This is a genomic window from Streptomyces sp. NPDC096176 (genome assembly GCF_044763255.1).
GTDB lineage: Bacteria > Actinomycetota > Actinomycetes > Streptomycetales > Streptomycetaceae > Streptomyces.
This window is the reverse complement of sequence record NZ_JBIWFV010000002.1, coordinates 266,507-286,295: the sequence shown is the minus strand read 5'-3', so window position 1 is coordinate 286,295 and position 19,789 is coordinate 266,507. Positions and strand designations below refer to the sequence as shown.

Below are 19,789 nucleotides of genomic sequence, written 5' to 3'. Positions count from 1 at the left end.
GGGCAATACGGCATCTCGGTCAAGGGGCCGTCTGCAGCCCGGTCAGTCCGCAGCCCGGTCAGGGGTGTTCCGCAGCCCGTCGAAGGCGAGCCGGACCACCGTCTCCGCCACCTGGTCCCCGTCGTAGCCGCCACCGGGATGCGGGCGGTACCACTCGACCAGGGAGTTCACCATGCCGAAGAGCAGCCGGGTCGCCAGCCGGATGTCCACGTCGGCTCGGAGATCGCCGTCCACGGCGGCCGCCTTCAGCAGATCGGCCACCCGCTGGTCGAACTCACGACGCCGCTCCAGCGCCCACCGCTCGGTCTTGGTATTGCCTCTCACCCGGAGCAGCAGCGTCACATGGGGCAGCTCGGCCACCAGCACCTCGACGGTGCGCCGGGTGACGTACTCCACCCGCTCGATGGCCCGTCCCCGCTGTGCACCGCTCTCGTCGAGGATCGCGAACAGGGCGTCCAGCGCACGGCTGACGGCACGCCGAAGCAACTCCTCCTTGCCGGAGACATGGTGGTAGATCGAGGACTTGGAGATCCCGGCCGCCTTGGACAGATGCTCCATGGACGTACCGTCGTAGCCGCGTTCGTTGAAGATCTGCACGGCGACGGTCAGCAGCGTCTCCGGCGTATAGGTGTCGCGCTTTGCGGTGGTCATGAGGCGTCCTCACCCTCCGCGCCGGCGAGCGAGTGCTGGAACAGCGCGAGGCTGGGGGCGTACCGGCCGGTCGGGCAGCGGCCGTGCAGCAGATCCAGTAGGTCGTGGGCCCAGCCGGCGGGGAGCTTGCGACTCCATTCCATGGGCCCCTGCGGGTAGTTGACGCCCAGGCGCATCGCCGTGTCGATGTCGGCCTCGCTGACGACACGCTTCGCCGCCGCGTCGACCGCGACGTCGATCAGCATCGCGACCGTACGTGCGACGATCATGCCGGGCACGTCGGGGATGACGCTGACCTTCTTGCCGAGCGCCTGGAAGAGGCCGGTTGCCTGGGCGAGTGTGTGGGCCGGGACATCGTGCGCGGCGGACAGCGCGATCCGGGTCGCGGAGCGGTAGTCGAGCGCAAGATCGAAGTAGACGACATCACGGAACTCCGCGGAGAGCTGCCCGTCCGCGAGCACCAGCTGTCCACCGCTGGGGAGTATCAGGCGCGTCCCGGCGTCCTCGCCCTCCTGCCTCACCTCGATCCCGGCTTCGCGGATCATGTCGACCAGCGCACCTGCGGGCTCGAGATCGCCCTCGATCACGACGTACTCGGGTGCGTCCTGCGGCTGCGCGGTGTGCGGCTCGGGTTTCGCGGCGCCCTCCTCGTAGGAGAACCAGCCGTGTCCGGATTTCCGGCCGAGACGGCGGGACTCGACCAAGCGGCGCTGCGCAAGTGAGGGCAGGAATTTCGGGCTGTGGAAGAAGGACTCCCAGACGGAACGGGTCACGGCCTCGTTCACGTCCTGGCCGATCAGGTCCGTGAGCTCGAAGGGGCCCATCTTGAACCCGCCGGACTCCCGCAGGATCGCATCGATGGTCGCGGGGTCGACGCCGTGCTCCTCGTGTACCGCGAAGGCCTCCGCGTAGAAGGGCCGGGCTATGCGGTTGACGATGAAGCCCGGGGTGTCGGCGCAGCGCACCGGTGTCTTCCCCCAGGCCAGGACGGTCGCGTAGACCCTCTCCGCTGCGTCGCCCTCGGTGGCATGGCCGCTGACGACCTCGACGAGGGGCAGAAGTGGCGCGGGGTTGAAGAAGTGCAGGCCGACGAAGCGCGCCGGGTTCCGCAGTGCTCCCGCGACGGAGGTGACGGACAGGGAGGAGGTGTTGGTGGCGAGCAGGCACTCGTCGGCGACGATCTTCTCCAGCTCCGTGAACAGCTCCTGCTTGACCGCGAGCTGCTCCAGGACCGCCTCGACGACGAGGGCCGCGTCGGCGAGCTCGGCGAGGTCCGTGGCAGGCAGGAGCCTCGCACGGGCGGCGTCCCGCTCGGCGGGCGCCATGCGCCCCTTCTCGACGAGCCGGTCCAGGCGGGCTCCGATCGCGGCCGCGGCCTCGCCCGCACGTCCGGGAACGGCGTCGTGGAGACGTACGGGATGGCCTGCGACCAGGGCGACCTGCGCGATTCCCTGGCCCATGGTTCCGGTGCCGACGACGGCGACGGTACGACTCGTATCGATGGCGGTCATGGAGGCGATCCTCCCCGATGAGTTGTCCACAGGTTCGACAGGCCCCCTTGTACCGACCGATCGTTCGGTTACTCTAACTCTGTCATTCCTCCCCTGCCCAGCTCGATGAGGAGTTGGTCCGCATGCAGCTGACCGAGACCCACCGGCCCAGGCTCGACCAGGCCCTCGAAGCGATCCGCACGCGCGCGTACTGGTCTCCGCACCCCGAGCACCCCAAGGCGTACGGCGAGAGCGCGCCCGCCGACGGCCTGGCCGCCTTCGAGGCGCTCCGCGGCTCGCGCTTCGACCTGGACCAACCGGGCACTGACGGCTGGACCGGCGGCGAAGTCTCGCCGTACGGACCGGAGTTGGGTATCGAATACCCGCACCCGGAGCTGGACGTCCTGCTGCCGGCGATGCGCGCCGGCATGACGACCTGGCGCGAGGCCGGCCCCGAGACGCGCGCCCTCGTCTGCATCGAGATCCTCTCCCGGATCAGCGCCCGCACCCACGAGTTCGCGCACGCGGTGATGCACACCAGCGGACAGGCCTTCATGATGGCGTTCCAGGCCGGCGGCCCGCACGCCCAGGACCGCGGCCTGGAGGCCGTCGCTTACGCGTACGCGGAGCAGACCCGCACCCCCGCCGCCGCCGACTGGTCCAAGCCCCAGGGCAAGCGCGACCCCCTCGAGCTGCGGAAGACCTTCACGACCGCAGGACGCGGCATCGCGCTGGTGATCGGCTGCAACACCTTCCCGACGTGGAACGGCTACCCGGGTCTCTTCGCCTCCCTGGCGACGGGCAACCCGGTCCTGGTCAAGCCGCACCCCCGCGCCGTACTGCCCTTGGCGCTCACGGTGAAGGTGGCACGCGAGGTCCTCGCGGAGGCCGGCTTCGACCCGAACCTCGTGTGTCTCGCCGCCGAGCGTCCGGGCGAGGGGATCGCGAAGATCCTCGCGACGCGCCCCGAGATCAAAATCATCGACTACACGGGCTCCACGGCCTTCGGCGACTGGCTGGAGGCCAACGCCCGCCAGGCGCAGGTCTACACGGAGAAGGCCGGCGTCAATACGGTTGTCGTCGACTCCACCGACAACTACAAGGGCATGCTGTCCAACCTGGCCTTCTCCCTGTCGCTGTACAGCGGCCAGATGTGCACCACCCCGCAGAACGTGCTGATCCCCCGGGACGGCATCACGACCGACGCCGGCCCGAAGGCGTACGACGAGGTTGCCGCCGACCTGGCCGCCGCCGTGGGCGGTCTGCTCGGCGACGACGCCCGGGCGAACGCCCTGCTCGGCGCCCTGGTCAACCCCGACGTCAAGGCACGCCTCGAGGCCGCGGCCGGCCTCGGCGAGGTGGCGCTGGAGTCTCGCGAGGTCGTCAACCCGGAGTTCCCCGAGGCGACGGTGCGGACTCCGGTCATCGTGAAGCTCGACGGCGCCCGCAAGATCTGGGAGTCGGCCGACTCCGAGCCGGCGTACCTCTCCGAGTGCTTCGGACCGGTCTCCTTCGTGGTCGCCGTGGACTCCACGGCGGACGCGCTGGACCTCCTGCGACGCACGGTCCGTGAGAAGGGCGCGATGACTGTCGGCGCCTACACCACCTCTGCCGAGACGGAGCGTGCGCTCGAGGACGTCTGCCTGGACGAGTCGGCCCAGCTCTCGCTGAACCTGACCGGCGGGGTGTACGTCAACCAGACCGCCGCGTTCTCCGACTTCCACGGCTCGGGAGGCAACCCGGCGGCGAATGCGGCCCTGTGCGACAGCGCCTTCGTGGCCAACCGCTTCCGCGTGGTGGAGGTCCGCCGCCAGGCCTGATGTGCACGGGGTGCGGGGCGGGGGCGTGTGCGGCGAAGCCCGAAGCGGTCCTGCCCCCACAGTCCTCCGGCGGCCCGGCGTCAACCGGTTCCCCGGAGGAAGCCCGCGATCAGGCTCCCGGCGCCGGAACGTCGGCGTGCCGCTGCACCCAGGCGTGCATCGCGATCGCGGCCGCCGCACCCGCGTTGATCGAACGTGTCGAGCCGAACTGCGCGATCGAGCACACCATCGCCGCGTGTTTGCGTGCCTCGTCCGTGAGGCCGGGCCCTTCCTGGCCGAAGAGCAGCACGCACCGGCGAGGGAGCTCGGTCCGCTCCAGGGGCACAGCCCCCGGCAGATTGTCGATCCCGATGATCGGCAGATCCTCCGCTGCCGCCCACTCGGTCAGCGAGGCCGTGTCCGGGTGGTGCCGCACATGCTGATAGCGGTCGGTGACCATGGCGCCGCGCCGGTTCCAGCGTCGGCGACCGACGATGTGGATCTCCCGGGCCAGGAAAGCGTTGGCGGTGCGCACCACCGAGCCGATGTTGAAGTCGTGACCCCAGTTCTCGACGGCCACATGGAAACCGTGCCTGCGGATGTCGAGGTCGGCGACGATCGCCTCACGCGTCCAGTACCGGTACTGGTCGACGACATTGCGCCGGTCGCCTCCCGCCAGCAGCTCGGGGTCGTATCGCTCGCCCTGGGGCCACGGCAGCGGATGCGGGCCGACGCCGACCTCGGGGGCGTAGCCCTCGTCGTACTGAAGCGGTTCTTCGGTGGTGCTCACCCGACGAGCGTACGGTGCCGCTCCTCGCTCCCCCGTCGCAACTGGGACGGGACGGCTCTCCCGGCCAGCAGCCGGTTCCGCCTGCGCACCACCAGAGCGCCCAGGTTCACCAGGAACGCGGTCGGCAGGAACACCGCGTCCGCGGCGATCATCGCCAGTGAGAAGAACGGCAGGCCGAGCAGGACGGCGATGGCCGCGTGCTCGAGCATCATGACCGCGAGCAGGACGTTCTTGACGCGACGCCGGAGCAGCGTGAACGGGAACGCGACCTGCACGGCAACCGTGCCGTAGGTCAGCAGCATCACGATCACGCCACCGGAGGCCAGCAGCGCGGAGAGTTCCGGCCAAGGGGCGAAGTAGTCCAGCTTGAGCGGGTAGTACAGCGCGGTGCCGTCCTGCCAGCGCGAGCCCTGGATCTTGTACCAGCCGGCGGTCGCGTAGATCAGGCAGACCTCGGCCATGATCACGAAGAGGGCGGCGTTGTGGGCGAGGTTCGCCAGGACGTCCAGCAGGGTGCGCGGCTCGCTGGCCGGCGCGTAGCGGTTCACCGCCCACCACACGCCCTGCGAGATCCACAGGAGCCAGAAGAGGACGATCAGCCAGGTGTCCCCGCCGACCCGGCCCAGCAGCGTCCCGACGGAGAGCAGCCCGCCGAGCACCGCCCACAGAACCGGCCCCACGCGGTCGGGGCCGGGGTGCCGGTCCGCCCGTCGGGCGTCCAGCGACCAGACTTGGGCACAGCGCGTGAGCACCAGGTAGATGGCCATGAGGTGCACGACGTTGTCGCCGCCGTCCCCCACGAAGATCGAGCGGTTCTGCAGGGACAGGACGCCGATCATGAAGACCACGGACACGGCGCGGGTGTGCCAGCCGAGCAACATCAGCAGGCCGGACAGCACGCAGACGCCGTACACGACCTCGAACCACAGGGTGCTGTCCGACACCAGGAGCACGCTGAACGCGTTGTTCTCGGCGATCAGCTCCCGGCCCATGTCCCAGCTCCACGGGCCGTCGGGTCCGTAGAGGGCGTGCCGGTTGGGCAGCTCGTACAGGAGGAACAGCAACCAGGTCGCGGCGAAGCCGATCCGGACGACGGCGCTCTGGTACGGCCCGAGAGCGGTGGCGGTGACCCGCTGGACGGCGCGGGCGACCCTGCGGTCGGCAGTGGGCTTCGCGGCGGGCATCACCGCCCCACCCCCGCTTTGCCGGTCATCCCCTCGCTGTCGGCGCGTCCGGCCGCGGCACGTCCGGCCTGGTCACGTCCAGCCTGGTCACGTCCGGCCTGTGGACGGTCGGACTCGGCACGTCCGGCCGCGTCACGCCCGGCCTGCTCGCGTCCGTTGTCGACGCCTCCGGGCAGATCCGCCGCGGTGACCGTCCACCACGGCAGCTCACGGTGGACGGGCCGCGTGTCGGTCTTCTCGTCGCTCCACTCAGGAGCTTCGATCGACGTGGTCGACGCACGCAGCTGGATGCGCTCGACGGGACCGCCCAGGTCGTGGCGGTCGAGTCGCAGCATCGCGATGCGGCGGATGTAGCTCTCGGAGAGCCGTCCGCGCAGGCCGTTGGGCCGGTTCTCGGTGTCGTGCGAGCCCAGGTAGAAGTCCCAGGCACGTCGGAGCTGGTTCTGATGGAGGTGGCTGGGGAGAAGGTTGCCCCGGATCTTCGAACCGTCCTCGGCCGACAGGTCGATCCAGTCGCTGCTGCGCCGGCTGCCGTCGGCGGCCGTGTACTGGGCACGCACCTGAACGGCGATGTTCTGCTGGAGCGGATTGGGCGCGAAGAGTTTCCAGTTCTGCTCGAACTCCGGGTAGACCCAGCCGTCGACCGCCTCGCCGTGCTGCTTGGTCACGGTGTTGGAGGGAGCGACGTGGAGGAGGACCATCGTCAGGTGGACGCAGGCGACGACGGCGATCAGCCCGAGCGCCACGGCGGCGGCCACCTGGTAGGGGAGGGACAGTCCGGCCATGCCGCCACCGGTCGCGGGCGGAGCGAGGGCGAGGGGCCCGGGCGGCGGGCCGGCGTCGGAGGGCGGCGGGGTCTGCAGGGCAGGCGGGCCAGGCAGAGCCTGCCGGGCTATCGGCCAGGCCTCACGACCATGGACATGCGGCCTTTCCCCGGCCTCGGCCTCCTGCCCGCTCTCCTCGCTGTGACGGTCGCCGTCCTGGTCAGCACCCTCGCCGCCGTCCTGGTCAGCACTCTCGCCGCCGTCCTGGCGGTCCTGCGGCCCGTCCGCCCGTCGCAGCTGTCGGGTCCCGTCCTCGCGGCGGGGGCCGGGGAGATCGCCCGGCTCCAGGGCAGGGCGGGGGGCACGCGGGCCGGAGCTCAGGCTTTCGGCGCCATTGGCGTCCTCATCCTCGTAGGAGTCCATCCCGCCCCGATCCCCGTCGCCCACCTCGGTTATCCACAGGGTTGACACCCTACGGGCCGCCGACCGACCATTGAAGCCGATGAACCGAACGATCGGTCGGTAGGGGAGTCCGGATGACGGCAGTGACTGCGGATGGGTACGAGGCGGCTTTCGACGCCGCCGTGGCCGCCGATGAGCGCATCGAGCCGCGTGACTGGATGCCGGAGGCGTACCGCGCCTCACTGGTCCGCCAGATGGCTCAGCATGCGCACTCGGAGATCATCGGCATGCAGCCCGAGGCGAACTGGATCACGCGCGCGCCCTCACTGCGCCGCAAGGCGATCCTGATGGCCAAGGTGCAGGACGAGGCTGGTCACGGCCTGTATCTGTACAGCGCCGCGGAAACGCTCGGTGCCAGCCGCGACGACCTTTTGGACAAGCTCCACTCCGGCCGCCAGAAGTACTCCTCGATCTTCAACTACCCCACGCTGACCTGGGCCGACGTGGGCGCGATCGGCTGGCTGGTGGACGGCGCCGCGATCACCAACCAGGTGCCGCTCTGCCGCTGCTCGTACGGGCCCTATGCCCGCGCGATGGTGCGTGTGTGCAAAGAGGAGTCCTTCCACCAGCGCCAGGGGTACGAGCTGCTGCTCACCCTGTCCCGCGGTACGCCCGCGCAGCATGCGATGGCCCAGGACGCCGTGGACCGCTGGTGGTGGCCCTCGCTGATGATGTTCGGACCGCCGGACAACGCGTCGGCGCACTCCGCGCAGTCCATGGCCTGGAAGATCAAGCGCCACTCGAACGACGAGCTGCGTCAGCGCTTCGTGGACATCTGTGTCCCGCAGGCCGAGTCCCTGGGGCTCACCCTCCCGGACCCCGATCTGCGGTGGAACGAGGAGCGCGGCCACCACGACTTCGGCGCGATCGACTGGGCCGAGTTCCACGAGGTCCTCAAGGGCAACGGCCCCTGCAACGAACAGCGGATCAACCAGCGCCGGCGGGCGCACGAAGAGGGAGCCTGGGTAAGGGACGCGGCCGCCGCGTACGCGGAGAAGCACCAGGCACAGCACACCGAGTCCGTGGAGGCGACGGCATGAGCAGCTCGACCGAATGGCCGCTGTGGGAGGTCTTCGTGCGCTCCCGCCGCGGGCTCTCGCACACCCATGCAGGCAGCCTCCACGCACCGGACGCGGAGATGGCCCTGCGCAATGCGCGGGATCTGTACACCCGGCGCAGCGAGGGAATCTCGATCTGGGTGGTGCCCTCCACCTCGATCACCGCCTCCTCGCCGGACGAGAAGGACCCGTTCTTCGAGCCGGCCGCCGACAAGCCCTACCGCCACCCGACCTTCTACGAGATCCCGGAAGGGGTGAAGCACCTGTGAGCACGACGCCGACCACGCAGCCCACGCCCGCGGCAAAGTCCCCCACGGCGTACGCCCCGACGGACGGCGCCGCGGTGAACGCCTCGGCGGCACTGGCTCTCGGCGACGACGCCCTGGTGCTTTCGCACCGGCTGGGCGAATGGGCCGGCCACGCACCGGTCCTTGAGGAAGAGGTCGCTCTGGCCAACATCGCCCTCGACCTGCTGGGTCAGGCGCGTGTGCTGCTCTCGCTCGTCGGGGACGAGGACGAGCTGGCGTTCCTCCGTGAGGAGCGGGCCTTCCGCAACCTCCGGCTGGTCGAGCAGCCGAACGGCGACTTCGCGCACACCATTGCCCGCCAGTTCTACTTCTCGGTCCACCAGCACCTGCTGTACGGGCAGCTGGCGGCCGGAGACGGCCCGTTCGCCGGGCTCGCCGCCAAAGCGGTCAAGGAGGTCGCCTACCACCAGGACCACGCCGAGCACTGGATCACGCGACTCGGTGACGGCACTGCGGAGAGCCATGAGCGGATGCAGCGGGCGTGCGACGCGCTGTGGCATTTCACGGGCGAGATGTTCCATCCGGTGGACGGACTCGACGTCGACCTCGGCGCGCTCGAGGCTCTCTGGCTGGAGCGGGTCCGGGCCGTCCTGGAGCGGGCGACGCTGACCGTTCCCTCGGGCCCCCGCGGCGACGCCTGGTCGGCGGGAGCAGGGCGCCAGGGTCTGCACACCGAGTCGTTCGGGCGGATGCTGGCCGAAATGCAGCACCTGCACCGCAGCCACCCGGGGGCATCATGGTGACCTGGGCCGGACAGGTCGAGACCGACACGACGCTCGAGGCGGAGCTGCGCCGGCTCGCCGGTTCGGTGCCCGACCCCGAACTGCCGGTGCTGACGCTCGGAGAGCTCGGCGTCATTCGCGGGGTGAGTCTGCTCGGTCCCGGCAGCGTCAGGGTCGAGCTGACGCCGACCTACACCGGCTGCCCGGCCATCGAGGCCATGACCTCGGACATCGAGCAGGTGCTGCACGAGCACGGGATGGCCGACGTCTCGGTCGTCAGGGTTCTCTCCCCCGCCTGGTCGACGGACGACATCAGCGCGGAAGGCCGGCGCAAGCTCACCGAGTTCGGCATAGCGCCGCCCCGCCCCCACTCGGCGGACGAGCCGGTGCCGCTGACTCTCTCGGTGCGCTGCCCGAACTGCGGCTCGACCGAGACGGAGCTGCTGAGCAGGTTCTCCTCCACGGCCTGCAAAGCCCTGCGCCGATGTGTTTCCTGTCGCGAACCTTTCGACCATTTCAAGGAGTTGTAGATGTTCCATCCGCTCCGGGTCGGCGCGGTCGAACGGCTCACGGACGACTCGGTGGCTGTCACCTTCGAGGTGCCGCCCGAGCTGCGCGAGACCTTCCGCCACACACCCGGCCAGCACATAGCGCTGCGCCGGTTCGTGGACGGCGTGGAAGTCCGCCGTACCTATTCGATCTGCACCCCGGCCGCCGCGGGCGACGCCGCGCCCGTGCTCCGGGTCGGTATCCGCCTGGTCGACGGCGGCGAGTTCTCGACCTTCGCCCTGAAGGAGCTGTCCGTCGGCGACGTGGTCGAGGTCATGCCCCCCGCGGGCCGGTTCCTGTTTCCCCCCAGGCCAGGTCACTTCGCCGCGGTGGTGGGCGGCAGTGGCATCACCCCGGTGCTGTCCATGGCCTCGACGCTGCTCGCCCAGGAGCCGGAAGCCCGGTTCTGCCTCATCCGCAGCGACCGCACCGCGGCCTCGACGATGTTCCTCGACGAGGTCGCCGACCTCAAGGACCGCTTCCCCGACCGCTTCCAGCTGGTGACCGTTCTCTCGCGGGAGGAGCAGCAGTCCGGTCTGCCCTCCGGGCGGTTGGACCAGGAGCGTGTGACGAGCCTGCTGCCGGCCCTGCTGCCCGTGCAGGCCGTGGACGGCTGGTTCCTCTGCGGACCGTTCGGGCTGGTGCAGGGCGCCGAGCGCGCTCTTCGCGGGCTCGGAGTGGACCGGGGCCGTATCCACCAGGAGATCTTCCACGTAGACGACGGCTCGTCGCCGGTTGCCGTCGCTGTGGCCGCACCGGCACACGCCTCGCTCACCGCCACCCTCGACGGCAGATCGGGCACCTGGCCGGTCAAGGAGGGCGAGTCGCTCCTGGAGACGGTGCTGCGCAGCCGGGCGGACGCGCCATACGCCTGCAAGGGCGGCGTCTGCGGCACGTGCAGGGCCTTCCTGGTGTCGGGCGAGGTCCGCATGGACCGCAACTTCGCTCTGGAACCGGAGGAGACCGAGGCGGGCTACGTCCTGGCCTGCCAGTCCCACCCGGCCACACCGGACGTGGAGTTGGACTTCGACCGCTGACAAAGCCGCGAGCGCTCGGGGCGCCGCACATACGCCGCTCCGAGCGCTTCTCGGTCTTCACGACCATTCCCTTCACGCACAGTCTGCTTTATCTTGACGCTCCGTCAGATACAGCTGTGTCGTGGAAGGAGCGGGCTGTGGACTTCACCTTCACCGAGGAGCACCTGGCGGCCGTGGAGGCGGCGAAGGCGGTCTTCTCGTCGGTGGTCCCCGACGCGGTGCCGAGCCCGGCGATGGCCGTGGGCGCGGTTGCCGACGAGTTCGACCGCCCGCTGTGGGCCCGGCTCGCGGACTCCGACCTGCTGAGCCTGGTCCTGCCGCCGGAGCACGGCGGGGCCGGCCTCGACCCCGTCGCGCTCTGCCTGCTGCTGCGCGAGTCGGCGAAGGTACTGGCGCGTGTGCCACTGCTGGAGACGAGCGCGGTCGCCATGGCCGTGGCGCGCTTCGGCAGCGCCGAGCTCCGCGAGGCGGTCCTCCCCCGGATCGCGCGCGGTGAGCTGGTCTTCACGGTCGGGGCCAACGGCCGCACGGGCCACGATCCCGCCGAGCACGCCGTCACGGCACGCCGCCCCGCCGGATCGACGGACGGCTGGGTCCTCGACGGAGTGCAGACGGCGGTGCCCTGGGCCCGGTGCGCGGACCGTGTCGCCGTACCGGCCCACACCGAGGACGGCCGGGCCGTTCTGGCTCTCGTACCCAACGTCCACGACGGCGTCACCCTCTTCGACCAGGTCTCCACGAACGGGGAGCTTCTCGCCGAGGTCCGGCTCGACACCGTACGGGTCGACGACCGAGATCTGATCGACGACGAGGAGGCCTGGGAGTGGCTGCGGGGACTGCTCGCCACGGGCAGCTGCGCCTTGGCGCTGGGCCTCGGTGAACGGGTGCTGGCCATGACCGCCGATTACACCGGCAAGCGTGAGCAGTTCGGCTTTCCGGTCGCCACGTTCCAGGCTGTGGCCGTGCACACCGCCGATCGGTACATCGACCTGCGCGCCATGGAGGCCACGCTGTGGCAGGCCGCCTGGCGGATCAGCACCGACGCCGGCGGGGCTCTTCCACCGGCCGGCGACATCGCGGTTGCCAAGATCTGGGCGTCGGAGGGAGTACGGCGCGTGGTGCAGACGGCTCAGCACCTGCACGGAGGCTTCGGCGCGGATGTCGAATACCCGCTGCACCGCTACCACGCCTGGGCCAAGCAGCTGGAGCTCTCCCTCGGCCCTGCCGCCGCCCATGAAGAGGCTCTGGGCGACCTGCTGGCCGCCCACCCGCTCGGCTAGGCATCGGACCTCGAAGCCCCCGCACCGGGGCACCTGCGCGCCGGGCCGGCGCATCGCCTTGCCCGCGCATGCCTCTTCTCCCGGACCGCAGCGGTCAGAGTACGAAGGCGGGGCTGCCGTTCTCGGTGACCATCGGGCGTCCGGCGCCGTCCCAGGCGAGCATCCCGCCGTCGATGTTCACGGCGTCGATGCCCTGCTGCACGAGGTACTGGGTGACCTGCGCGGAACGGCCCCCCACCCGGCACATCACATATGCGCGGCGCCCGTCCGACACCGCCTCCGTCACCTCGCCGAAGCGGGCCACGAAGTCGCTCAGGGGTACGTGCAGCGCGCCGTCGACGTGGCCGGCCGCCCACTCGTCGGCCTCCCGCACATCCAGCACCAGGCCGTCGGCCGGTACCGCCGCGGCTTCCACCGAGGGCAGCGGGGCGAAGTTCATGGGTGATGCCTTCTCTCGTACGTGTCCGTATCCGGGGCGGCCGCAGGTGTCCCGCGGACGCCGCGCCGCCTGCTGTGGCGCGCGCGCCTGCCGAGTGCCCGAGTCCTGCGGCCCGAGTCCTGCGGGTCCCAGGAAACCTACTGCACGAGTGAGGCCAGTTCCGCCTCACGCGCGCTCACCTGTGCCAGCAGCTGCTCGGCGATCTCCTCGAGGAGCCGGTCCGGGTCGTCCGGCGCCATCCGCAGCATCGCTCCGATCGCGCCTTCCTCCAGCTCCCGGGCCACCGCGGTCAGCAGTTCCTTGCGCTGCGCGAGCCACTCCAGCCGGGCGTACAGCTCTTCGCTCTCGCTGGGTCGCGGCGCCGCCGGAACCGGCCCGGCGGCCCATTCGTCTGCCAGTTCCTTGAGCTGCGCCGCGTCACCGAGGCCATAGGCGGCGTTCACCCGCGTGATGAACTCCTCGCGCCGCGCCCGCTCCGTCTCGTCCTGAGCCAGGTCGGGATGCGCCTTGCGGGCCAGCTCGCGGTAGAGCTTGCGTGCCTCTTCGCTGGGCCTGACCCGCTTCGGCGCCCGGACCGGCCGACCGGTGAGCATCGCAGAGGCCTCGGGGGAGAGGCCGTCGGAGTCCATCCAGTCGTTGAACAGCTCGTCGACGCCGGGCATCGGCAGCACCATGGCCCGGGCCTCCTGTGCCTTGCGCAGATCCTCCGGGTCGCCACTGCGCGCCGCCCGCGCCTCGGCGATCTGGGCGTCGAGCTCGTCCAGGCGCGCGTACATCGGCCCGAGCTTCTGGTGGTGCAGCCGGGAGAAGTTCTCCACCTCCACCCGGAACGTCTCCACCGCGATCTCGAACTCGATCAGCGCGTGCTCGGCCGCCCCCACAGCCTTCGCGAGGCGGGCCTCGGGCCGCGCCTGCTCGTCCTGGTCCGCGGCCTGCTGTGCGTCGTCGTTCCGGGTCGTCGGTCCCCCGGCGGCATCCTGAGTCACCAGTCCAGACTAAGGGCGCTGCCGGGCCTGCCGTCACACGCCCAGTTCAGCGGCTATCCGGCCGTTCTTGACCGCCGTCAGCAGGTCCGCGTGGTCGGCCTCCGTGCGGTCCGCGTACGCCACCGCGAACGCCGCCACCGCCTCGTCCAGCTCCTCGTTCTTGCCGCAGTATCCGGCGAGCAGCCGCGGGTCGGCGCTGTGGGCGTGAGCCCGGGCCAGCAGGGCACCGGTCATGCGGCCGTAGTCGTCGAGCTGGTCCGCCGTGAGAGCCGCGGGGTCCACACTGCCCTTGCGGTTCCTGAACTGCCGGACCTGGAAGGGGCGCCCCTCCACCGACGTCCAGCCGAGCAGACTGTCGCTGACCACCTGCATGCGCTTCTGCCCGAGCACCACCCGCCGGCCCTCGTGTTCCACGGCCGGGACCTGGAAACCGGCGGCGGGCAGGTGGGGCACCAGCGCCGAGGCCCGTGCCTCCTTCACCTGCAGCACGAGCGGATCGCCCCGGTGATCGAGGAGCAGCACCACATACGACCGTGTTCCGACGCTCCCCGTCCCCACCACCCGGAAGGCGACGTCGTGTATCGCATAACGGGCGAGCAGCGGGAGCCTGTCCTCACCGACGGTCGCCAGATACGGCCCGAGCGAGGCGGCGACCGCCGCCGCCTCGGCGTCCGACACCCTGCGCAGAACCGGCGGGGCGTCCACGAACCGGCGGCCACCCCCCTGAGGGTCGTCGCCTTCTGCCACGGCCTCCGTCGCCTTGGCGGCAAAGCGCGCGCTCGTGTTGTTGCGTGCCTTGGCCGCGACCCGCTCCAGCGTGCCGGCCAGGTCCCGCGCGTCGGCGTGCGAGACAAGTTCCTCGTCGGCCTTGGCGTTCCACGCCTCGATGGCGGGCAGCTTGGCCAGCAGCCGCATGGTGCGCCGGTAGGAGCCAACGGTGTCGAACGCAGCCGCCCGGCAGATGTCCTCGTCGACATCCGCCACCCGTCCCGCCAGCACCAGGGACACCGCAAGGCGCTTGAGGTCCCACTCCCACGGGCCGACGACGGTTTCGTCGAAGTCGTTGAGATCGATGACGAGGCGCCCGCGGGCGTCCCCGTAGAGCCCGAAGTTCGCCGCGTGCGCGTCACCGCAGATCTGTGCGCTGATGCCTGTCGCGGGCGTGCCCACCAGGTCGTGGGCCATCAGACCGGCCGCGCCCCGCAGGAAGGCGAACGGCGAGGCCGCCATCCTGCCGACCCTTATCGGAGTGAGCTCCGGCACCCGGCCGCGGCTGGACTCTTCGACGGCCTGCACGGCATCGGGACGCCCGGTGGTGAGTACCAGCGAGTCGTGTGCCGTGCGCGGCACCCGACTGCGCAGGGCCTTGCCCGCGCTCTTCGGCGACGTACCGGAGCCCGAGATCTCGGTACGGGACGCGAAGCCCGGCACCTCGGGAATCCGCACGTCGCCGCCGGAACCGGCCGGGCCGGAGTCACTATCGGTCCCGACACCGCTCGCGCGGGTTTCCAGCCGCTGCTCCGGCACCGACGCTGCCGACTCACTCATGCCCACTGCCTCCCCCGGCGCCTGCGGACGCCATGCACATCACGTGCTCACGACCGTACCGCCGGGCCGGACAGCCGTCTCCCCCGAAGCGGACGGTCTCCATGCGCGGGTGTTCCACGTGAAACATGGCGTGGGCTCGCAGAAGCGGCGGGCTTACAGAATCGGTGGGCTCACAGAGTCGACGTGGCCCTCGCAATCGCGCGACCCACCGGAATCGCGGGGGCTCACAGATCCGCAGCACGCCGACGGAGCCGCAGCCGGAGCCGCCGCACGGTGGCAGAGGCCGCACAACGGGCAGGAACGACCCGGTCCCACCGCACCGGGGCGCGGTTTCTGCGCACCACGATGAGCCCAGCGGTCAGGAACGCGGCCGCGACGACGCCCCCGACCCAGGCGTAGGCGCTCCCGTCCCCGTAATCCTCGCCCCCCAGCGGAGGTGCCGGCGCCGGTAGCGGCTCCGGTGCGACGGGCCCCGGTCCGGCATGGGGAATCACCTGCTGCGCGGGGGGATCGGCGCGAGGTGCCGACGGCTGCAGCGACCCCACCGGACTGACGTGATCCACGGAGTCGAAGCCCCAGTCGAGCAGGTCCCGCGCCTCCCCATACAGGGCGTGCGCGCCGCTTTCCTGAGGGTTCATCACCGTCACCAGGATCGTACGGCCGTCGCGGCGGGCCGCAGCGATCAGCGTGTTGCCGGCCTCGGTCGTGTAGCCGTTCTTGATGCCGATCAGGCCCGGATATGGCTCGACCCCGCCCACTCCGGTCAACAGCCGGTTGGTGTTGAGGATGCCGTACGTCCAGGTCGGCGTCCCGTCGCTGTCGGTGTCGCCCGGGAACTGGGCGTCGACAGTCGATGCGTAATCGACGAACTCCGGGATCGCCAGCCCGGCCCGCCCGAAGACGGCCAGGTCGTACGCCGAGGACACCTGGCCCGGGGCGTCGTAGCCGTCCGGCGAGACGACGTTGGTGTCCCGCGCGCCCAGGCTGCGGGCCTTGTCCTCCATCTGGGCGGCCGTCTCCTCCCAGCCTCCGTTCATCTCGGCCAGTACGTGCACGGCGTCGTTGCCGGAGCTGAGGAAGACGCCCCGCCACAGGTCTGCCACCCGGTAGGTGTTGCCGGGGGCGACGCCCACCAGGCTGCTGCCCTCACCCACGGTGGCGAGCTCCTCATCGGTGACCGTGTGCGTCTTTGTCCCGGAAAGCCGGGGCAGCGCGGTCAGGGCGAACAACGTCTTCATCGTGCTGGCGGGCGGCAGCGGCTCATGTGCGTCGTGGGCCGCGAGGACATCGCCCGACTCCGCGTCGGCCACCACCCACGACAGAGCGGACACATCGTCAGGCAGATCGGGCGCCCCGTCGTGGAGCTCCACGTGCGTCCCCGGCTCGTCCAGCCGTGACGAGCCGGAGGACTCCGATCGGGGAGGAGGGTCGTCCAGCGGGGCCGCCGCAACGGGTGCCGGAAGGAGGGTAAGGGCGCCGGCCATGAAAGCCGCGGCGCCGCAGAGAGCCATCTTGGAAACGGGTCTGATGATCATTCAGTCAGCGTAAAAATGGGTCCCGCTCCCCGCAGCGCCGCTGAGCCGACCGGCCCAACCCGAGGCGGCGACCGGCCCAAACCCGAGGCGAACACCCCGTGCTCCCGAGCGACGGCCCGACCCGAGGCGGACGCGCCGCCCCGCCTCTCAGCCCGTTCGCTTCCTCGCCACGTAAACGGTGTTGGCCGCGTTCGCCTGCTGCAGGGGATTGGCGAACTCGACTACGTGGGCCGCGGATTCCGCGAAGACCCGGCCGAGCGCGGCGGTGAACTCCTCGTCCGGCGGGTCGTTCGACCACAGGGCGAAGACGCCGTCGGGGTGAAGCCGGCCGGCCAACGCCTCCAGTCCGGCGGGTCGGTAGAGCGCGGCGTGGCTGGGGTGCAGTACGTGCCGGGGCGAGTGGTCCACGTCGAGCAGAACGGCGTGGAAACGGCGGCCGGGCTCTTCGGGATCCAGCCCGCACGCGTCGTCCACTGCGGCGAAGAAGTCGCCGTGGACCAGTCGGCAGCGGGGGTCGGACACCAGCCCGGCACCCAGCGGCACCAGCTCCCGCTTGTGCCACTCGATCACCTCGCCGAGCGCCTCCACGACGATCAGGGAACGCACCCGCGCGTCGTCCAGCGCTGTTCGCGCCGTGTAGCCGAGACCCAGACCCCCGACGGCGACATCCAGTTCGGCACCGGGCAGCATCGCCAGGCCGAACCGGGCCAGCGCGATCTCGCCTGCTGTGAACAGGCTCGACATCAGGAACTCGTCCCCGAGCTTCACCTCGTACACGTCCTCGCCCGACCCCGGGTCCCGCCGACGCCGCAGGCTGATGTCGCCCAGCGGCGTCGGACGCCAGTCGATCTCCTCGAAACGCCGGCTCATCCGTGCGCCCTTCTGCTGTCGTCGAGTGTCAGGCGTCAAGCCTCACGCCCTCGGGTGTCACGCGTCGGGCGTCACGCCCCGGTCCGCCTCGGGGTTCACGCGTCGGGCCGCCTCGGGTCACGCGTCGGGCGTCACACCCCCGGTCCGCCTCGGGTGTCACGCGTCAGCGGCGTCATGCCTCAGCGGTGTCATGCCTCAGCGGTGTCAGGCGTCAATGATCACGGGGATGATGAGCGGCTTGCGGCGGTAGGTACGGAACGCCCATGCGGCCACTGCGCGGGCGATGAGCTGCTCGAGCTGGTGGGCGTCGCCTACGCCTTCCTCGGCCGCCGTAGCCAAGGTCTTCTCGATCACCGGGATGACCGGCTCGAACGTGGTGTCGTCATGCACGAATCCCCGGGCCAGGAAGTCCGGCGCCTCCGCGAGCGCTCCGGTGTCGGCGTCGACGATGGCGACCACGGTGACAACGCCTTCTTCGGCCAGGGTGAGACGGTCCTTCAGGGACGCCTCGGTGGCACCGCCGACGGTCATGCCGTCGACGTAGACGTTGCCCGCGGGCACCTTGCCGGTGATCGAGGCGCGCCCGTCGACCAGGTCCACGACGACGCCGTCCTCGGCGATCACCACCCGGTCCGGATCGACACCGGTACGGATCGCCAGGTCGCCGTTGGCGCGCAGGTGCCGCCACTCGCCGTGCACGGGCATGACGTTGCGCGGCTTGACGATGTTGTAGCAGTAGACGAGTTCGCCGGCACTGGCGTGACCGGAGACATGCACCTTGGCGTTGCCCTTGTGGACGACGTTGGCGCCCCACCGGGTCAGGCCGTTGATCACCCGGTAGATGGCGTTCTCGTTGCCCGGGATCAGAGAGCTCGCCAGCAGGACTGTGTCGCCCTTGCCGATACGGATCACATGGTCGCGGTTGGCCATCCGGGACAGGGCGGCCATCGGCTCCCCCTGCGATCCGGTGCACACCAGGGTGATCTTGTGGTCCGGCAGCTTCTCCATTTCCTTCATGCTGACCACCAGGCCGGAGGGCACCTTCAGGTAGCCGAGCTCGCGGGCGATCCCCATGTTGCGGACCATCGACCGCCCCACGAAGGCGACCTTGCGTCCGTGCTGGTGAGCGGCGTCCAGCACCTGCTGGATCCGGTGCACATGGCTGGCGAAACTCGACACGATGACACGCCGCGGGGCGGTGCGCAGGACCTGCTCGATCGCCGGGTTCAACTCGCGTTCGGAGGTGGTGAAGCCGGGCACCTCGGCGTTGGTGGAGTCGGTGAGGAACAGGTCCACGCCCTCCTCCCCGAGCCGTGCGAACGCGCGCAGGTCGGTGATGCGTTCGTCCAGCGGGAACTGGTCCATCTTGAAGTCGCCGGTGTGCAGCACCATGCCGGCACCCGTGCGGATGGCGACCGCAAGCCCGTCCGGGATGGAGTGGTTGACGGCGACGAACTCGCAGTCGAAGGGGCCGAATCCCCGCCGGTCGCCCTCCCGCACCCGCACCGCGCGCGGCTTGATGCCGTGCTCCTTCAGCTTGGCCTCCAGGAAGGCCAGCGTCAGTTTGGAACCGACGACGGGGATGTCGGACCGCTCACGCAGCAGATAGGGGACGCCGCCGATGTGGTCCTCGTGGCCATGGGTCAGGACGACGGCCACGATGTCGTCGAGACGGTCCCGGATCGAGGTGAAGTCGGGAAGGATCACGTCCACCCCGGGCTGCGTCTCCTCGGGGAACAGCACACCGCAGTCGACGATGAGCAGCTTGCCCGCGTGCTCGAAGACGGTCATGTTGCGGCCGATCTCGCCCAGGCCGCCCAGTGCGACGACCCTCAGTCCTCCTGCGGGCAGCGGAGGAGCGGCTTTCAATTCGGGATGTGGATGGCTCATACCCTGACGCTACCGAAGAGTCCTGCGCCATGATCCCCGGCTGTGCCTCAGGCATCCTGCGTCGTGATCCCGCGTGCTCCTCCGGCCGTTTCACGCGGCAGTCACCGCTGTGCCTCCGGTCGGCCCGTCCGCCGCGGAGCCCCCTCGGCCACGTTCGATCTCGGCCCTCTTGAGCTCCCTCACGTATCGCAAGGACATGAAAACGTGGAAACGACCACGCACGTGACCTGAATCACAGGCCTACAGCACCGTTTACCTGCACTTCACAAGCCGCAAACCGCCACCTTCCCGCACGTCACGGTAGAGTCTCGGCTGGGCCGACCCCACCACGCAGGCGCCGCGCGGTCGTCCCGCCAGGCGACGCGAGGCCAGATCGGGCCCTGGGCGGCCACCGCCGACCCCGGGCGATGAGGCCCGACCGGCAGCC

The 19,789-nt window shown here is 70.4% G+C and carries 19 protein-coding genes; 8 read left to right on the top strand and 11 right to left on the bottom strand.

The genetic code is table 11. The features are described from left to right. Positions 1-42: 42 nt before the first annotated feature. Positions 43-651 (bottom strand): TetR/AcrR family transcriptional regulator, encoded by a 609-nt coding sequence (locus tag ACIQ7Q_RS06465; protein WP_403856958.1) that lies wholly within the window; start codon positions 649-651, stop codon positions 43-45. Then, positions 648-2,162 (bottom strand): 3-hydroxyacyl-CoA dehydrogenase, encoded by a 1,515-nt coding sequence (locus ACIQ7Q_RS06460; RefSeq protein ID WP_403856955.1) that lies wholly within the window; start codon positions 2,160-2,162, stop codon positions 648-650. Before ACIQ7Q_RS06460 ends, ACIQ7Q_RS06465 begins: the two co-directional genes overlap by 4 nt. Before the next feature lie 122 nt (positions 2,163-2,284). Between ACIQ7Q_RS06460 and paaN the strand changes: the two genes are divergently transcribed. Next, positions 2,285-3,961, top strand: a complete 1,677-nt coding sequence (gene paaN / locus ACIQ7Q_RS06455) for a phenylacetic acid degradation protein PaaN (RefSeq protein WP_403856953.1) — start codon at positions 2,285-2,287, stop codon at positions 3,959-3,961. 109 nt (positions 3,962-4,070) lie between these two features. Here the strand turns inward: paaN and ACIQ7Q_RS06450 are convergent, their stop codons facing one another. Genes ACIQ7Q_RS06450 through ACIQ7Q_RS06440 form a run of 3 tightly spaced genes read right to left on the bottom strand, consistent with a single transcriptional unit; the run spans position 4,071 to position 6,699 of the window. Continuing rightward, on the bottom strand, positions 4,071-4,730 hold the full coding sequence (locus ACIQ7Q_RS06450; protein WP_403856950.1) for a TrmH family RNA methyltransferase: 660 nt from the start codon (positions 4,728-4,730) through the stop codon (positions 4,071-4,073). Then, positions 4,727-5,914, bottom strand: a complete 1,188-nt coding sequence (locus tag ACIQ7Q_RS06445) for an HTTM domain-containing protein (RefSeq protein WP_403856948.1) — start codon at positions 5,912-5,914, stop codon at positions 4,727-4,729. The genes ACIQ7Q_RS06450 and ACIQ7Q_RS06445 overlap by 4 nt, the downstream gene beginning before the upstream one ends. Beyond that, on the bottom strand, positions 5,914-6,699 hold the full coding sequence (locus tag ACIQ7Q_RS06440) for a DUF5819 family protein (protein ID WP_403856945.1): 786 nt from the start codon (positions 6,697-6,699) through the stop codon (positions 5,914-5,916). Before ACIQ7Q_RS06440 ends, ACIQ7Q_RS06445 begins: the two co-directional genes overlap by 1 nt. Positions 6,700-6,834: 135 nt before the next feature. Here ACIQ7Q_RS06440 and ACIQ7Q_RS06435 point away from each other — a divergent pair, with 135 nt between their 5' ends. The 7 genes from ACIQ7Q_RS06435 to ACIQ7Q_RS06405 all read left to right on the top strand — a co-directional run bounded on the left by ACIQ7Q_RS06435 (position 6,835) and on the right by ACIQ7Q_RS06405 (position 12,094). Beyond that, positions 6,835-7,146 (top strand): hypothetical protein, encoded by a 312-nt coding sequence (locus ACIQ7Q_RS06435; protein ID WP_403856942.1) that lies wholly within the window; start codon positions 6,835-6,837, stop codon positions 7,144-7,146. 68 nt (positions 7,147-7,214) lie between these two features. After that, on the top strand, positions 7,215-8,180 hold the full coding sequence (gene paaA / locus ACIQ7Q_RS06430) for a 1,2-phenylacetyl-CoA epoxidase subunit PaaA (protein WP_403856939.1): 966 nt from the start codon (positions 7,215-7,217) through the stop codon (positions 8,178-8,180). After that, positions 8,177-8,467 carry a 1,2-phenylacetyl-CoA epoxidase subunit PaaB gene (paaB, locus tag ACIQ7Q_RS06425; RefSeq protein ID WP_403856936.1) on the top strand — a complete coding sequence of 97 codons (291 nt, stop codon included), beginning with the start codon at positions 8,177-8,179 and terminating at the stop codon, positions 8,465-8,467. Before paaA ends, paaB begins: the two co-directional genes overlap by 4 nt. 74 nt (positions 8,468-8,541) lie before the next feature. Then, entirely contained in the window at positions 8,542-9,249 is a 708-nt protein-coding gene (gene paaC, locus ACIQ7Q_RS06420; RefSeq protein ID WP_403857985.1) for a 1,2-phenylacetyl-CoA epoxidase subunit PaaC, read from the top strand. After that, positions 9,243-9,758, top strand: a complete 516-nt coding sequence (gene paaD, locus ACIQ7Q_RS06415) for a 1,2-phenylacetyl-CoA epoxidase subunit PaaD (protein WP_403856933.1) — start codon at positions 9,243-9,245, stop codon at positions 9,756-9,758. Before paaC ends, paaD begins: the two co-directional genes overlap by 7 nt. Then, positions 9,759-10,814, top strand: coding sequence for a 2Fe-2S iron-sulfur cluster-binding protein (locus ACIQ7Q_RS06410; RefSeq protein WP_403856930.1), 1,056 nt, complete (start codon positions 9,759-9,761; stop codon positions 10,812-10,814). A gap of 137 nt (positions 10,815-10,951) precedes the next feature. Beyond that, positions 10,952-12,094: an acyl-CoA dehydrogenase family protein gene (locus ACIQ7Q_RS06405; protein ID WP_403856927.1), complete on the top strand. Its 1,143-nt coding sequence runs from the start codon at positions 10,952-10,954 to the stop codon at positions 12,092-12,094. Positions 12,095-12,188: 94 nt separating this feature from the next. Here the strand turns inward: ACIQ7Q_RS06405 and ACIQ7Q_RS06400 are convergent, their stop codons facing one another. The 6 genes from ACIQ7Q_RS06400 to ACIQ7Q_RS06375 form a co-directional block, all read right to left on the bottom strand. After that, the gene (locus ACIQ7Q_RS06400; protein WP_403856924.1) at positions 12,189-12,533 is read right to left on the bottom strand and encodes a rhodanese-like domain-containing protein; all 345 of its coding nucleotides are present in this window, start codon (positions 12,531-12,533) and stop codon (positions 12,189-12,191) included. Between the two features lie 137 nt (positions 12,534-12,670). Continuing rightward, positions 12,671-13,519 (bottom strand): hypothetical protein, encoded by an 849-nt coding sequence (locus ACIQ7Q_RS06395; protein ID WP_403856922.1) that lies wholly within the window; start codon positions 13,517-13,519, stop codon positions 12,671-12,673. Positions 13,520-13,552: 33 nt separating this feature from the next. Then, on the bottom strand, positions 13,553-15,067 hold the full coding sequence (locus ACIQ7Q_RS06390) for a DUF2252 domain-containing protein (protein ID WP_403856919.1): 1,515 nt from the start codon (positions 15,065-15,067) through the stop codon (positions 13,553-13,555). 224 nt (positions 15,068-15,291) lie between these two features. Continuing rightward, the gene (locus ACIQ7Q_RS06385; RefSeq protein ID WP_403856916.1) at positions 15,292-16,602 is read right to left on the bottom strand and encodes a D-alanyl-D-alanine carboxypeptidase family protein; all 1,311 of its coding nucleotides are present in this window, start codon (positions 16,600-16,602) and stop codon (positions 15,292-15,294) included. A gap of 147 nt (positions 16,603-16,749) precedes the next feature. Next, positions 16,750-17,472, bottom strand: coding sequence for a spermidine synthase (locus ACIQ7Q_RS06380; protein ID WP_403856913.1), 723 nt, complete (start codon positions 17,470-17,472; stop codon positions 16,750-16,752). Positions 17,473-17,676: 204 nt separating this feature from the next. Beyond that, positions 17,677-19,362 (bottom strand): ribonuclease J, encoded by a 1,686-nt coding sequence (locus tag ACIQ7Q_RS06375; protein WP_403856910.1) that lies wholly within the window; start codon positions 19,360-19,362, stop codon positions 17,677-17,679. Positions 19,363-19,789: the final 427 nt, after the last annotated feature.